General features: G+C 74.5%; 10 protein-coding genes, 1 tRNA gene and 1 pseudogene. 7 read left to right on the forward strand and 5 right to left on the reverse strand.

Annotation, left to right across the window (positions count from 1 at the left end):
* Window positions 1-8: 8 nt before the first annotated feature.
* Together DRV96_RS04010 and DRV96_RS04015 are read left to right on the forward strand one after the other, a co-directional pair.
* The gene (locus DRV96_RS04010; protein ID WP_119288019.1) at window positions 9-2,465 is read left to right on the forward strand and encodes a sensor histidine kinase; all 2,457 of its coding nucleotides are present in this window, start codon (window positions 9-11) and stop codon (window positions 2,463-2,465) included.
* A gap of 26 nt (window positions 2,466-2,491) precedes the next feature.
* Window positions 2,492-3,112 carry a response regulator gene (locus tag DRV96_RS04015; RefSeq protein WP_119288128.1) on the forward strand — a complete coding sequence of 207 codons (621 nt, stop codon included), beginning with the start codon at window positions 2,492-2,494 and terminating at the stop codon, window positions 3,110-3,112.
* 30 nt (window positions 3,113-3,142) lie between these two features.
* Here the strand turns inward: DRV96_RS04015 and DRV96_RS04020 are convergent, their stop codons facing one another.
* Window positions 3,143-4,708 carry an ATP-binding protein gene (locus DRV96_RS04020; RefSeq protein ID WP_162910936.1) on the reverse strand — a complete coding sequence of 522 codons (1,566 nt, stop codon included), beginning with the start codon at window positions 4,706-4,708 and terminating at the stop codon, window positions 3,143-3,145.
* A 358-nt stretch (window positions 4,709-5,066) separates the two neighbouring features.
* Between DRV96_RS04020 and DRV96_RS17965 the strand changes: the two genes are divergently transcribed.
* From DRV96_RS17965 to DRV96_RS04035, 3 genes are read left to right on the forward strand one after another with little or no spacing between them, the layout of a single operon-like run.
* Window positions 5,067-5,489, forward strand: coding sequence for an Hpt domain-containing protein (locus DRV96_RS17965; RefSeq protein ID WP_162910937.1), 423 nt, complete (start codon window positions 5,067-5,069; stop codon window positions 5,487-5,489).
* Window positions 5,486-7,735: a putative bifunctional diguanylate cyclase/phosphodiesterase gene (locus DRV96_RS04030; RefSeq protein WP_119288026.1), complete on the forward strand. Its 2,250-nt coding sequence runs from the start codon at window positions 5,486-5,488 to the stop codon at window positions 7,733-7,735. Before DRV96_RS17965 ends, DRV96_RS04030 begins: the two co-directional genes overlap by 4 nt.
* A gap of 18 nt (window positions 7,736-7,753) precedes the next feature.
* Window positions 7,754-9,547, forward strand: a complete 1,794-nt coding sequence (locus DRV96_RS04035; protein ID WP_119288028.1) for a GGDEF domain-containing protein — start codon at window positions 7,754-7,756, stop codon at window positions 9,545-9,547.
* A 124-nt stretch (window positions 9,548-9,671) separates the two neighbouring features.
* Here DRV96_RS04035 and DRV96_RS04040 read toward each other — a convergent pair.
* The 3 genes and pseudogenes from DRV96_RS04040 to DRV96_RS04050 all read right to left on the reverse strand — a co-directional run bounded on the left by DRV96_RS04040 (window position 9,672) and on the right by DRV96_RS04050 (window position 11,762).
* Window positions 9,672-10,805: pseudogene (locus DRV96_RS04040) on the reverse strand (NAD(P)/FAD-dependent oxidoreductase).
* Window positions 10,806-10,820: 15 nt separating this feature from the next.
* Window positions 10,821-10,908 (reverse strand) — tRNA-Ser (locus DRV96_RS04045).
* Window positions 10,909-10,925: 17 nt separating this feature from the next.
* Window positions 10,926-11,762: a symmetrical bis(5'-nucleosyl)-tetraphosphatase gene (locus tag DRV96_RS04050; protein WP_119288030.1), complete on the reverse strand. Its 837-nt coding sequence runs from the start codon at window positions 11,760-11,762 to the stop codon at window positions 10,926-10,928.
* 109 nt (window positions 11,763-11,871) lie between these two features.
* Between DRV96_RS04050 and DRV96_RS04055 the strand changes: the two genes are divergently transcribed.
* Window positions 11,872-13,191 (forward strand): hemolysin family protein, encoded by a 1,320-nt coding sequence (locus tag DRV96_RS04055; RefSeq protein WP_119288032.1) that lies wholly within the window; start codon window positions 11,872-11,874, stop codon window positions 13,189-13,191.
* 16 nt (window positions 13,192-13,207) lie between these two features.
* On the opposite strand, the gene DRV96_RS04060 is transcribed toward DRV96_RS04055, so the two are convergent.
* A complete protein-coding gene (locus tag DRV96_RS04060) occupies window positions 13,208-14,050 on the reverse strand; it encodes an IclR family transcriptional regulator (protein ID WP_119288034.1) in 843 nt (280 codons plus the stop codon).
* A gap of 130 nt (window positions 14,051-14,180) precedes the next feature.
* Here DRV96_RS04060 and DRV96_RS04065 point away from each other — a divergent pair, with 130 nt between their 5' ends.
* Complete coding sequence (locus tag DRV96_RS04065) at window positions 14,181-15,134, forward strand: MBL fold metallo-hydrolase (RefSeq protein ID WP_119288036.1); 954 nt, start codon at window positions 14,181-14,183, stop codon at window positions 15,132-15,134.
* Window positions 15,135-15,141 lie beyond the last annotated feature (7 nt).

Raw genomic sequence — 15,141 nt, forward strand, 5'->3', positions numbered from 1 at the left:
CGCCATCTATGAGCGTTGCCGCCGCCCCGATCCCGTCCCGCCTGAGCGCCGCGAACATGGCGGCGCTGCTCGACGCCGTCGCCGACGCCGTGCTGGTGTTCGACAGCCGCGGGCAGGTCCACCACGCGAACCTCGCGGCGCGCCAGCTCGGCGTGCCCGAGTCGGCACGCACGCTCGACGACCTCGGCGCGCTGCTCGGCGCCGACGCGCTCGCGTGGGTGCACCGTCTGCGCGGCACGGCGCCGCCGCAGCCCGTCACGCAGCTCGCGCGGCTGGGCGACGGGCGCGTCGTCACGCTCGAGCTGTCGCGCCTGCCCGGCGGGCCGTGGGCGCTGCTGGTGCGCCCGCTGGCCGCCGGCGGTGCGGCGCCGAGCGCGGGCGACCACGCCGTCGACGAGCTGGTGCAGTGGTTCGACCTGAGTCCAGTGGGCATGGTGATGCTCGACGCCGAGGGGCTGGTCGTGCGCAGCAACCGCGCGTTCGAGGCGCTCGTCGGCCGCGTGCCGGTCACGATGGCCGACGCCGACGCGCCGCTGCGCGAGCTGCTGGCCTGGGACGACGACGCGCGTCCACTCGGCGCGGCGATCGTCGAGCGCCACGCGACGCTGGTGCAGCCCGACGGCAGCCGCCGTCGCGTGGCCGCGCGGCTGCGCGCGATCGAGCCGCTGCCGGGGCAGAGGCGGCTGCTGGCCGTCGTCGAGGACCGCAGCGCCGAGGACGAGCGCGACCTCGCGCAGCTCGAAATCGGCGCACTGATGGACACCGCCGGCATCGGCGTGGCGACCTTCGACGAGTCGCGCGGCTGGCTGCGCAGCCGCGCGCCGCGTGTGACCCCCGGCGAGGCGCCGGCCGGCAGCGCGTCGGTCGAGGGCCTGCAGGCGATCTCGCGCGAGCTCGTCGACCCGGCGTCGCTGCCCGAGTACGAGCGGCTGCAGCGCGCGCTGAAGGCCGGCGAGCGCGTGCAGGTGCGCTACGCGGTGCGTCACCCGGCGCTCGGGCGGCGCTGGCTGCTCACGCGCGTCGAGCCCGGGCGGCTGGCCAGCGGGCGGCGCACGATGTCGGTCGTCACGCTCGACGTCACCGAGCAGGAGCGCTCGCGCGAGCAGCTGCTGCTGCAGGCCGAGCGCACGCGCGCGATCCTCGACTCGGTGCTGGTGGGCATCGTCACGGTGCGCGACGGCGGCATCGAGTGGATGAACCGCTCGGCACGGCGCATGTTCGGCGGCGAGCTGGCCGACTTCGCCGGCGCGCCGATCGCCACCGTCGCGACGCCCGAGCCCGACCACCCGCTGCGCCGCGACGACTGGGTCGCGGTGCTCGCCGAGGGCCAGGCCGAGACCTTCGAGTGCCGGCTCAAGGCGCGCGACGGACGCGAGTTCTGGGTCGTCGGCAACGTCGTGGCCACCGGCGGCGAGCTGACCTTTGCGCTGCTCGACATCGACGCGCGCCGCCAGGCCGAGCTGCGCGTCGCGCAGGCGCAGGCCTCGCTCGAGCGCATCATCGAGACGGCGCCGATGGCCATCGGCCTGGTCGACGCGGCGTCGCTGCGCGTGCTGCAGCTCAACCAGATGGCCGCCGCGTTCATCGGCACGCCGATCGACGCCGCGGTGGGCCGGCGCATCGACGAGCTGTTCGGCGGCGACGACGGCGCGCAACTGCGCGACGACCTGCGCGAGGCGCTGGCCAGCGACGCCGTCACGCGGCGCGAGTACCGCCGCCCCGGCGCCGGTGGCGCGGCGCGCGTGTGGGACGCGCGCTACGTGCCGCTGCGCGGGCCGGCCGACGCCGACCCCGGCCGCGGGCAGCTGCTGCTCGCGGCCAGCGACGTCACCGAGCAGCGCGCGGCCGAGGCCACGCAGCGCGACGTGCTCGTGCGGGAAGTGCACCACCGCATCAAGAACAACCTGCAGGGCGTGGCCGGGCTGATGCAGCAGATCGCCGAGCGCCGCCCCGAGGTGGCGCCGGTGATCAAGGAGGCGGTGGGCCAGGTGCAGGCGATCGCGCAGGTCTACGGGCTGCAGGTCGGCGCCAGCGGGCCGCTGCGCGTCAAGAGCGTGCTCGACGCGATCGCCGCGTCGGTGCAGCGCATGTTCGGCCGCCCGATCGCGGTCGAGGTGCGCGGCGGCGCACCGCACCGCTGGGCGCTGCCCGACGCCGAGTCGATCCCGATCGCGCTGACGGTCAACGAGCTGCTGACCAACGCCGTCAAGCACGGCGCCGCCGACGCGGTGCGCTGCACGCTCGACTGCAGCGACGACGCGGTGCGCATCGTCGTTGCCAACCGCGGCCGGCTGGCGCCGGGCTTCGACTTCGCGCAGGTGCGCGGCGGCGTCTCGGGGCTCGGGCTGGTGCGCGCGCTGCTGCCGCGGCGGCACGCGGCGCTGGCCATCGAGGCGGTGGGCGACGAGGTGCACGCGCGCGTGACGCTGACGCCACCGGTGGTGACACTTCTCGACCCGCTGTGACAGGGCGCTGTAGCACAATGACCGACATGCAGGCCGCGTCACCGGGCGCCGTCGACGGCGCCAAGGAAGGCAAGGGCAAGATCCTGGTCGTCGACGACGACCGGCTCGTGCTCGCCACCGTCACGCACGGGCTGGCCAAGGCGGGCTACGAGGTCATCGACGCCGACAACGGCGACGACGCGATCCTGCTCGCGCGCGAGCACCGGCCCGACCTCGCATTGCTCGACATCCGCATGGAGGGCAAGAGCGGCTTCGACGTCGCGGCCTACCTGCGCGAGCGCAAGGTGCCGTTCATGTTCCTGTCGGCATTCTCCGACGACGCCACCGTCGCGCAGGTCAAGGCGCTCGGCGCGGTGGCCTACCTCGTCAAGCCGCTGGACATCGGGCAGATCGTGCCCACCGTCGAGGCGGCGTTCGCGCGGCTGCCGGCGCACGAGCCCGCACCGGCGGCGCCGGCGGCCGAGTCGCCGCCCGACCCGGTGTGGATCGCGGTGGGCGTGCTGATGCACCGCTATTCGCTCACGCGCGGCGAGGCGCTCGCGCGCCTGATCGCGCAGGCGACGCACGAGCAGCGCGCGCTGCGCGCGCAGGCCGAGCGGCTCGTCGAGGCGGTCGAGCTGCTCGCGGGCTCGGCGCGGCCGACGTAGCGCGGCGCCGCCGGCGCCCGCCGGGCGGCGTCAGTCGCCGAGCGTGAAGTAGAAGCGCGCCCCCTTGCCGACCTCGCCCTCGGCCCAGATCTGGCCGCCGTGGCGCGCGACGATGCGCTTGACCGACGCGAGCCCGATGCCGGTGCCGGGGAAGTCGGACGCGCTGTGCAGGCGCTGGAACACGCCGAACAGCCGGTCGGCGAAGCGCATGTCGAAGCCGGCGCCGTTGTCGCGCACGACGAACGCGTCGCGTCCGTCGGCGCGCGTGCGCTCGAACGCGATCGCGCGCCGCTCGCAGCGCGCGCTGTACTTCCACGCGTTGCCGAGCAGGTTTTCGAGCGCCATGCGCAGCAGCGTCGGGTCGCCCTGCACGACCATGCCGGGCTCGATCGTCACGTCGGCGGGCGGCGTCGGGTACTGCCGGCGCAGTTCGTCGACGACGTAGCCGGCCAGCTGCGTCAGGTTGACCGGCTGGCGCACCAGCGGCTGGCTCGACAGCCGCGCCAGCGCCAGCAGCGTGTCGATCATGTGGTTCATGCGCGCGGCCGCGCCGAGCACGCGGTCGAGGTGGTCGTTGCCGATGCGGTCGAGCTGCGCGCCGTAGTCTTCCTTCAGGATGCGCGTGAAGCCCTCGACGACGCGGATCGGCGCGCGCAGGTCGTGCGAGACGGCGTAGGTGAACGACTCGCGCTCGGCGGCGCTGACGTCGTCGGCGCCCGCCGCCGGCCACAGCGCGAGCAGCCGCCCGGCGGTGGCGCCGTCGCCGACGGCGACGAGCCGCGCGCACCAGCGCCCCTGCACGACCGGCGCGGCATCGGGCTTGAGCGCGCCGACGAGCAGCTGCAGCTCCGGCGGCAGCGCGGCCACGAGTTCGGGCCAGGTCGGCGTCGTCAGCCCGCCGGCGAGCTTGAGCGCGGGCGCGTTGCTGCGCCGCACGCGCCAGCCGGGCAGCGCGGCGTCGTGATCGGCGATCCACACCGGCCCCGGGCAGGTCTCCAGCAGCGCGTCGAGCGCGGCATCGTCGCGCGGCGCGGGCGCCGCAGCGCCGGCCCGGGGCGCCAGCGTGCCGGCGTGGCCGGCGAAGCGGCCCTGGGCGTCGATCTGCGGCACCGCGCGCAGCGTCCACGTCGTCTCGCGGTCGCCGCCGCGCGGGCGCACCTCGGCTTCGACGAGCGGGCTGCCGGACTCGAGCGCGCCGCGCAGGTCGGTGCCGTCGGCCGTGTCGAGCACGTCCCACAGCACGTGGCCGCGCCAGGCCTCGGCCCACGCGGGCACACCGACCGTCGCGCCCGCGGTCCACTCGCGCACGCGGTGCGAGGCGTCGGTGCGCCAGCGGCAACCGTCGACGAGTCGGGCCCAGGTCTGCGCGTCATGCCGCGCCGCAAATAGCGCCGGCGCGCCGCGCTGGCGGCTCCACAGCGTGCCCGCGACGGCGGCCAGCGCCGCGACGAGCAGCAGCGCCACCACCACCGTCCAGCCGCCGTCCGCGAGAGTCGCACCGGCATCGGCCAGCGCCGGCGCGGCCGTCGCGGCCAGCGCCGCAGTGGCCAACGCGCCCAGGCGCCGCGCTGAACCGCGCGGCGGCGGCGCCGTCACCCCCGCCTTGTGCCGGCGTCGCGCCGCGCGCGTGGCCGAAGCGCCGCCGTTGTGCATGGCGGGAATTGTATGCAGCGCCCTCGCGACGCCCCGCGTGGGCGCCGCTCAAGTCGCGGGCTTCGGCGGCCGAAAGACGGGGCACGGCCCGCTGCGGGTCGCCCCCGAGTCTGCCGATGCCGACCTGCCCGCTCGTTGCGTCGCCGCCGCGGCTGCGACGCGCCGGCCGGCAAAGCGACAGCGGGGCCGGGGGGTGCTTTTCCGCGGCTTCGGCGGGCGATGGCGGTGCCAGAATGCCGCTTTGGTCGATGTCCCAGGCCGCCTGCGATCGGCCGTGCCTCCAGACCTGCGCGAGCCCGCAATGACACGTCCCGACGATCGAGTGCCCGATGCGCCGCCGCCCGCGGCCGGCGCGTCGGCGGCGCTGCTGCCGGTGCTCGATGCCGCGAGCGTGCAGCGGCTGCGCGAACTCGATCCCGACGGCCGCAACGGCCTGATCGCGCGCATCCTCGACACCTTCGTCGAGTCGCTCGTGCGGCACGCACGCGAGTTCGCGCAGGCGCGCGCGGCGGGCGACCACGACGCGCTGCGCCGCGTCGCGCACACGCTGAAGTCGTCGTCGGCCAGCGTCGGCGCGCTCGACCTGTCGCGCACCTGCGCCGACGTCGAGCGCCGCGTGCGCGAGGGCGACGTCGCCGCCCTCGACGCGCCGCTGGACCTGCTGGCCGCCCACCTGCAGCGCCTGCTGGTGCTGGCCGGGCGCGCGGCGGCCGACTCCCGATGAGCCACGACGCGGGCCTGCACGCCGACGACGCGACCGAGTCCGCGCCGAAGGTGCTGCTCGTCGACGACGACGAGGTCAACCTGATGCTCACCGCGATCGCGCTGCGCGACCGCGGCTTCGCGATCACCGAGGCCGCCGGCGGCGAGCAGGCGCTGCGTATGCTGGCCCACTTCGCGCCCGACGTCATCGTGCTCGACGCGCTGATGCCGGGCATGGACGGCTTCCAGACCTGCGAGGCGCTGCGCTCGATGCCGGCGTTCGAGAACATCCCGGTGCTGATGCTCACCGGGCTCGACGACGAGGCGTCGATCAACCGCGCCTACCAGGCCGGCGCGACCGACTTCTTCGTCAAGAGCACGCAGTGGAGCCTGCTCGCCGGGCGCCTGCGCTACCTGCTGCGCGCATCGCGGCTGCGGCTCGAACTCGAGCGCAGCAAGGCGCGCCTGGCGCGCGCGCAGGATCTGGCCAAGATGGGCAGCTTCGACTGGCGGCGCGGTGCCGACGGCGTCGGCGGCGTGCTCGTGATGTCGCCCGAGGGGCTGCGCGTGTTCGGCTACGGCCCCGGCGAGCGGCCGATGCTGCACGCGCTGCTGCGCCTCGTGCCGGTCGAGACGCGGCGCAGCTTCGTGCGGCTGCTGCGCGGCGTGCTGGCGCACAGTTCGGTGCTGGCCACCGACCTGCCGGTGACGCTGCCCGACGGGCGTCACCGCATCATCCACGTCGAGGCCGAGCCCGAGTACAACGAGCACGGCCAGAGCATCGGCTATACCGGCATCGTGCAGGACGTGACCGACCGCCGCGCGGCCGAGGACCACATCCGCCGGCTGGCCAACTTCGACCCGCTCACCGGCCTGCCGAACCGCCACCAGCTGATCTGGCGCACCGAGCGCGCGCTGCAGCACGCGCGGCGCATGGGCCACAGCGTCGCGCTGCTGCTGATCGACCTCGACCGCTTCAAGAACATCAACGACACGCTCGGCCACACGGCCGGCGACGAGCTGCTGATCGAGGTCGCGCGCCGCCTGCGTGGCTGCGTGCGCCACAGCGACCAGGTGCTCGAAGGCGCCGTCGAGGCGGTCGGGCCGGCGTGGCACCGCAAGCTCGAGGCGGTGGGGCGGCTCGGCGGCGACGAGTTCGTCGCGCTGCTGCCCGAGGTCGGCGACGAGCGCGACGCCGAGCGCGTCGCGCAGCGCATGCTCGACGTGATGCGCGAGCCGATCTTCGTCGGCGGCGGCGAGTGGGTCGTCACCGCCAGCATCGGCATCGCGATGTTTCCGCGCGACGGCCAGACGGTGGCCGACCTGATGCGCAACTCCGACGTCGCGATGTACGCCGTCAAGGACCAGGGCAAGAACGCCGCGGCGGTCTACAGCCCGCTGCTGATGGGCCGCGGGCGCGAGCGCCTCGAGCTCGAGAGCGCGCTGCACAAGGCGATCGAGCGCGACGAGCTCGTGCTGCACTACCAGCCCAAGGTCGACGTGCGCTCGGCGCGCGTCGTCGGCGTCGAGGCGCTGATGCGCTGGCAGCGCGGGGGCACGCTGGTGTCGCCGGCGGACTTCATTCCGCTGGCCGAGGAGACCGGCCTGATCGTGCCGATGTCGGAGTGGCTGCTGCGCGAGGCCGCGCGTCAGGCGCGTGCGTGGCAAGACTGCCTTGGTCACCCGCTGCCGGTGGCGGTCAACATGCCCACGCGCATCTTCGAGCGCAGCGACCTCGTCGACCGCATCCACGACGCGCTCGCGCTGCACGGGGTGGCGCCGTCGACGCTGCTGCTCGAGATCACCGAGAGCAACCTGATGAAGAACCTGCAGGACGTGATCCCGTCGCTGCACCGGTTGAACGAGGTCGGCGTCGAGGTGTCGATCGACGACTTCGGCACCGGCTACTCGTCGCTCGCGTACCTCGGCACGCTGCCGATCTCGGAAGTGAAGATCGACAAGGCCTTCGTGCGCGAGCTCGGCGTCGCGCCGAAGGGTGCGGCGGTGATCGCCGCGATCATCGCGCTCGGGCGCGCGCTCGGGCTGCGCGTGATCGCCGAGGGTGTCGAGTCGCTGCGGCAGATGGACGAGCTGCACCGTCTGGGCTGCTCGCTGATGCAAGGCTACCAGTTCAGCCGCCCGGTGCCGGCCGCCGAGCTCGAGGGCTGGCTGCGCAGCGCGGTACTGCCGCGCAAGGCGCCGCCGTTCGGTGCCGCCGGCGATGCCGATGCCATCGACGCGAAGCGCGCCGGTGGCGCGCGCGCCTGAGGGGCACGCGGCGCAGCGATGACCGTCACGCCGGCACAGATCGCCAAAGCGGCGCTGCGGCGCCTGGCGCTCGAGCGCCTCGAGCCCACGCCCGAGAACTACGCGCGTGCGTGGGCCGAGGAAGGCGGCGCGGCGGCGCCCGCGTTGCCGGCGCGCGCGCGCGCCGTCGTCGAGCGTCTGGCGCAGCGCGCCTGCGACGACGCCGCGCAGCGCGCCGAGCTCGTCGCCGGGCTGCTCGAGGGCCGCTGGGACGACGCGCAGCGGCTGGTCGAGCGGCTGGACGCCGGCCGCGGCTGGGCGGCGCTGATCGAGCGCGTCGCGCGCGGGGTCGAGCGCGGCGGGCGCCACTGGACCAATGCGCGGCGCAAGGACAGCCTGCAGCGCGTGCTCGACGGCAGCCGCCACGACGCGCAGCGGCTGCAGCAGCGTCTGCAGCAGCTGGTCACGAGCTGGGAGCACGATAGCGTCGACGATCCGGTGGACACCGGCATCGACCCGATGCTCGACCTCGCCGAGCCGCCGGCCGCGCCGACCGCCAACGCCGCGTCATCGGTGGCCAGCCTCGTGCCCGACGCACCGCCCGCGCGCTGCGCCGCCGCGCCCACCGCCGACGCCTGGCCGCCGGTCGCGCAGGCGCTCGAGTGCACCGTGCGCGCGGCGCTGCCCAGCGACGAACCGCGTCCCGCGGCGCTGGCCGACGAGCTCGCGCGGCTGGCCGCGCGCATCGCCGACCAAGGTGCGACACCGGCGCTGGCCGCGGCTGTCGGCGCGGTGTGCGAGCGCGCGCGCCGCTGGCTCGGTCACCGGCACCAGCTCGTCGAGCAGCTCGCGTCGCTGTGCCGCGAACTGACCGCCGGTCTCGCCGACCTGGCCGAGGACGCGAGCTGGACGCAGGGGCAGCTGCGCGCCGTCGAGGCACGGCTGGATGGCGGAGTCAACGCGCGCAGCGTCAAGGCCGCGGCCGATTTGCTCGCGCACACCCGCGCCCAGCAGCAGCGCCTGCGTGCCGAGCGCGACCGCGCGCGCGACGCGCTGCGCACGCTCGTCGAGAAGCTGCTCGCGCAGCTCGGCGAGGTCGACGAGCGCACCGGCGGCTACGGCCAGCGCCTCGAGCGCTACGAGGCGCAGATCCGCGAGGCGACGTCGATCGACGACCTCGCCGGCCTCGTGCAGCGCATGCTGGCCGACAACCGCGAGGTGCAGGCCGGCGTGCACGCGACGCGCGAGCGGCTGCGCGCCGAGCACGCGCGCGCGGCCGAACTCGAGTCGCGCGTGCGCGCGCTCGAAGACGAACTGCGCCGGCTCTCGGACGAGGTCTCCACCGACGCACTGACCGAAGTCGCCAACCGCCGCGGGCTGCTGCAGGCGTTCGACATCGAGCGCTCGCGCGTCGAGCGCGCGCCGGTCGATGCCGTGCCGCCGCTGGCGGTGGGGCTGCTCGACATCGACAACTTCAAAAAGCTCAACGACACGCTCGGGCACGCGGCCGGCGACGTCGCGCTGAAGGCGCTGGCCGCGCGTGTGCGCGACGCGCTGCGCCCGTCCGACACGGTCGGGCGCTGGGGCGGCGAGGAGTTCGTCGTGCTGCTGCCGGGCACTGGCGTCGACGAGGCGCAGCAGGTGCTGACGCGGCTGCAGCGCGCGCTCAGCGCGAGCCTGTTCCTGCACGAAGGGCAGGAGGTGTTCGTGACCTTCTCGGCCGGCGTCACCGCGTGGCGACCCGGCGAGGCGATCGACGCTGCGCTCGAGCGCGCCGACGAGGCGCTCTACGAGGCCAAGCGCACGGGCAAGAACCGCACCTGCGTGGCTTGACCCCCGAAGCGCCTTCGGCCCCCCCACCCCCGGGGGGGCGCCGCCAGCGGACCGGCGAAGCCGGATCCGCGGCGGCTGCTGAAGGTGCACCGTGCCGGTGTAGCCCTGGCGCTTTCAGCGACCTTCAGCGCCGACGCACGCGCAGTGCGTGCGCATCGAGCCCCTCGCGCACGACGGCGTCGGGCAGCGGCCGCCCGGTGAGCAGCGCCGCGCACGCGGCGCCCATCGCGGCGCTGGTCTGGATGCCGTAGCCGCCGAGCGCGGCGAACCGGAAGAAGCCGGGGGCGAGCGGGTCGAAGCCGCTGACGGGTTCGCCGTCGGCGACGAACGGGTGCAGCCCGGCCCAGGTGCGGCGCGGGCGGCGGATCGTCATCGTCGTCGCGCACTCGATGCGGTGGATGCCCAGCGCGATGTCGAACTCCTCGGGCACGACGTCGTGCGGCGCGACCGGGTCGGCGTTGGCCGGCGAGCCGAGCAGCAGGCCGGCGTCGGGCTTGAAGTACCAGCCCTCGTCGACGGCGGCCACGCACGGCCAGTCGCGCGTGTCGACGCCGTCGGGCGGCGCGAACACGAAGGCCGAGCGCCGGCGCGGCTCGATGCCGATCGCCGCGACGCCGGCCCGCGCCGCCACCGCGTCGACCCACGCGCCGGCGGCGTTGACGACGGTGCGTGCGGCCCACGGGCGACCACCGGCGGTGAGCCGCCAGACGTCGCCGTCGCGCGCCAGCGCCGTGACTTCCGCGTCGCACACGAGCTGCACGCCGCGCGCACGGGCGCCGCGCAGGAAGCCCTGGTGCAGCGCGTCGACGTCGAGGTCGGCGGCCAGCGGGTCGAGCACCGCGGCGGCCGTCGTCTCGGGCCGCAGCACCGGCACGCGCGCGAGCGCCGCATCGCGGTCCAGCCACTGCGCCGGGCAGCCATCGTGCACGAGCGTGGCGTGCAGTGCGCGCGCCGCGTCGAGCTGGTCGGGCGTGGCCACGTACAGCGCACCGCGCGGGCGCAGCAGCGGTGTCGCCGCGAAGCCCGGCGGTGGCTGCTCGAGAAAGGGCCGGCTCGCGCGCGTCAGCGCGCGCACCTGCGGCGGCCCGTAGCTCTCCATGAACATCGCCGCCGAGCGTCCGGTGCTGTGGTGTCCCGGCTGCGCCTAGCGCTCGAGCAGCAGCACGCGCGCATGCGCGCTGGCGAAGTACGCGACCGACGCCCCGGCGATGCCGGCGCCGACGACGGCGAAGTCGTACGGCGGCGCGGCGGGGCTCATCGGCGAGGTCGGGGGTGGCGGAAGCGGTGGGATTCGAACCCACGAACGGTTGCCCGTTGCCGGTTTTCAAGACCGGTGCCTTCAACCACTCGGCCACGCTTCCCGCGGGCCGATTCTCGCTCACCCCTGTGCGGCGACGCCCGGCGCCAGCGCCTGCGCGCAGCGCACCTGCACGACGTCGCGCCGCCCGCCGTCGACGCGCACCGCGGTGAGGAGGCCGCCCCAGACGCAGCCGGTGTCGAGCGCGAGCAGGTCGGCGCGCTCGACCAGCCCGAGCGTACTCCAGTGGCCGAACGCGATCGGCGTGCCCGCGGTGCGCCGGCCCGGCGCATCGAACCACGGCACGAGCCCGGGCGGCGCGGCGTCGGCGCCTTCCTTGACCTGGAAGTCGAGCGTGCCGTCGGCGTGCACGAAGCGGATGCGCGTCAGCACGTTGATCACGAAGCGCCAGCGGTCGGCGCCTTGCAGGTCGTCGCGCCAGCGTGCCGGTTCGTTGCCGTACATGACCTGCAGGAACCCGGGCAGGTCGGGGTCGCGCAGCATCGCCTCGACCTCGCGCGCCAGCGCCAGCGTTTGCGCGGCGTCCCACGCGGGCGCGACGCCGGCGTGCACGAGCAGCCAGCCGTGCGCGGTGTCGGCCAGCGGCAGGTGGCGCACCCAGTCGATCCACGCGTCGCGGTCGGCATCGTCGAGGATGTCGCGCAGCGTGTCGGTGCGGTGTTCGCGGCGCACGCCGTGGGCCACCGCGAGCAGGTGCAGGTCGTGGTTGCCGAGCAGACAGGTCGCGCTGCTGCCGAGCGCACGCAGCCGCCGCAGCACCGCGAGCGACTGCGGCCCGCGGTTGACGAGGTCGCCGAGCACGTGCAGGCGGTCGCGCGACGGCGAGAAACCGATTTCGGCGAGCAGACGCGCGAACGCGTCGTCGCAGCCCTGCAGGTCACCGACGAGGTAGTGCATCGGCGCATTGTGCCGGCCGGGGCCGGCGCGGCTTCGGGGCTGGGCACGGCCCCTCTGCTACGCTGCGGTGGTGCTGACAGGCGCCCGGCCTCGACCGGCCGGGTCTTCGATGGAGACGGCGCTGCTGGTGTTCCTGATCCTGCTCAACGGGGCGTTCGCGATGGCCGAGATGGGCCTGACGGCGGCGCGCAAGGCCCGGCTGCAGGTCATGGTCGAGACGGGCGACAGCGGGGCGCGCGCGGCGATGGTGCTGCACGACGACCCCACGCGCTGGCTGTCGACGGTGCAGGTGGGCATCACGTCGATCGGGCTGCTCAACGGCATCGTCGGCGAGGCGGCGTTCGCCGAGCCGCTCGCGGCGTGGCTCGTCACGGCGCTGCCGCTGCCGGACCACGTCGCCGCTGTGGCGGCCACCGCGCTCGTCGTCGTGCTGATCACGTACGCGACGATCGTCTTCGGCGAGCTGGTGCCCAAGCGGCTGGGGCAGATGTACCCCGAGCCGGTCGCGCGGCTCGTCGCGCGGCCGATGATGTGGATGTCGACGGCGGCCAAGCCGTTCGTCGCGCTGCTGTCGGCGTCGACGCGCGCGGTGCTGCGGCTGCTGGGCATCAGCGGCCAGCCGCCCGGCGCGAGCGTGACCGAGGAGGAGATCGCCGCACAGCTCGAGGAGGGCGTCGGCGCCGGCGTGATCGAAGCGCAGGAGCACCGCATGGTGCGCAACGTGTTCCTGCTCGACGAGCGGCAGGCCGGCTCGATGATGGTGCCGCGCGCCGAGATCGTCTGGCTCGACGCCGACGCCCCCCTCGACGACGTGCGGCGCGTGCTCGACGAGGCGGCGCACGCGCGCTACCCGGTGTGCCGCGGCGGCCTCGACGACGTGCTCGGCGTCGTGTCGTCGCGGCAGCTGCTGCGCCAGCTCGTGCGCGGGCAGCCGCTGTCGCTCACCGACGGCCTCGAGCCGCCGGTGTTCGTGCCCGAGACGCTGACCGGTATGGAGCTGCTCGAGCACTTCAAGGCCGCCGGCGCCGAGCTCGTGTTCGTCGTCGACGAGTACGGCGCGGTGCAGGGGCTGGTGACGGTGCGCGACGTGCTCGAGGCGATCGCCGGGGAGTTCAGGCCGCCCGCCGGCGAGGAGGCGGAAGCCTGGGCCGTGCAGCGCGACGACGGCAGCTGGCTGTTCGACGGCCTCATTCCGGCGCTGGAGTTGAAGGACCGCCTCGCGCTGCGCGCGCTGCCCGACGAGGATCTTGGGCGCTACAACACGCTGGCCGGCATGATCATGCTGCTGCTCGGGCGCGTGCCCGAGGTCGCCGACCACGTCGAGTGGCAGGGCTGGCGCTTCGAGGTGGTCGACATGGACGGCAAGCGCGTCGACAAGGTGCTCGTCAGCCGGCTGCCGGCGCTGCCCGACGACGAGGCGCGCGCGTAGCGCCAGGTACGAAGCGTCAGCGGGCGGCCGCCGCTGCGTGCGGCAGCGGCGGCCATGCCGACGCGTCGCCGAGCCGGCGCGACAGCGCCTGCGCGGCGCAGCGCAGCGCGGTAGCCACCGCGCCGTCCCAGGCGGTGTCGAACGCGGGCGTCGGGCCGATGCCGGTCAGCGACAGCAGCAGCCGCTGCTGCTCGTCGAACACCGGCGCGGCCAGCGCACTGACGCCGGGCAGCGACAGGTCGACGACGCGCGCGAGGCGCCGCTCGCGCACCGCCGCGAGCCGCGCGGGCAGCTCGGCGTCGAAGCGTGCGCGCTCGGCCGCGCCGTCGCCGGCGGCGGCGCGCTCGGCCGCCAGCAGCGGCGCGACCTCGTGCCACGGCCGCCACGCGGCGAACAGCCAGCCCGACGCGGTGCCCGTCAGGCTCATCACGGTGCCGTGGCGCATCGCGACGTGCACCGGCGACGGCGGCGGCGCGACGCGCACGATCGTCGGCCCGCGGTTGCCCCACACGGCGATCGCCATCGTGTGGCCGAGCGTCTGCGCGAGCTCCTCGATGACGGGCGTGGCCAGCCGCACCGGGTCGAACTGCTGCAGGCTGATCAACCCCAGTTGCAGCGCCAGGGGCCCGAGTCCATAGTGGCCGCTGGCCGGGTCCTGCTCGATCAGCCCGAGCTTGCCGAAGCTGACGAGATACGGGTGCGCCTTGGCTGGCGCCATGCCGGCCTCGCGCGCGAGATCCTTCAGCGGCATCGGGCGGCCGTGGTGCGACAGCGCGAGCAGCAGCTGGCCGCCGACCTCGATGCTCTGGATCCCGCGCGAGGTGCGCCCGGGTGCGTCGGCGGGGGACCGGTCATCCATCGGGGTGCTGCTTAGGTGGTTTTACTTATCCGAATGGATTAGACATTAGCGAACAAGATGACTAAGATCAACCCCGTAATTCAACTAAGTCAAATCGATTAACCAAGACCGAGCCGCCGAAGGTGCCGACATGAGCAAAGCGTTCGCCTCGCAAGCCGACCTCGAGGACAAGAAGGTCACGTTCGAGCAGATCTCGCCGCACGCCTGGGCCTACACCGCCGAGGGCGACCCGAACACCGGCGTCGTGATCGGCGACGACGCCGTGCTCGTGGCCGACACGCAGGCCACGCCGGCGATGGCGGCCGACGTCATCCGCCGCATCCGCGAGGTCACCGACAAGCCGATCAAGTACGTCGTGCTGACGCACTACCACGCGGTGCGCGTGCTCGGCGCCAGCGCGTACCGGCCGCAGGAGATCATCGCGAGCCAGGACACCTACGACCTCATCGTCGAGCGCGGCGAGGCCGACAAGGCCAGCGAGATCGGCCGCTTCCCGCGCCTGTTCCGCAACGTCGAGACGGTGCCGCCGGGGCTGACGTGGCCGACGATCACGTTCACCGGCAAGATGACGCTGTGGCTCGGCAAGCTCGAGGTGCAGCTGCTGCAGCTCGGCCGCGGCCACACGAAGGGCGACACCGTCGTCTGGCTGCCGGGCGAACGCACGATGCTGTCGGGCGACCTCGTCGAGTTCGACGCCACGCCGTACGCCGGCGACGCCTACTTCCAGGACTGGCCCAAGACGCTCGACAACATCGCGGCGCTCAAGCCCGTCGCGCTCGTGCCCGGGCGCGGCGCGGCGCTGAAGGGCGAGGCGCAGGTCGCGCAGGGGCTGGCGGGCACCAAGGCCTTCGTCAGCGACGTGTGGGCCAGCGTGCAGGCGCAAGCGGCCGCCGGCAAGGACCTGCGCGCCGTCTACCGCGAGACCTACGCCGCGATGAAGGCCAAGTACGGCCACTGGGTGATCTTCGACCACTGCATGCCGTTCGACGTCAGCCGCGCCTACGACGAAGCGACGCAGCACGCCGACCCGCGCATCTGGACGGCCGAGCGCGACCGCGAGATGTGGGCGGCGCTGGAAGGCTGATCCGCGC

Source organism: Azohydromonas sediminis, from assembly GCF_003574675.1.
Taxonomy (GTDB): Bacteria; Pseudomonadota; Gammaproteobacteria; order Burkholderiales; family Burkholderiaceae_C; genus Calidifontimicrobium; species Calidifontimicrobium sediminis.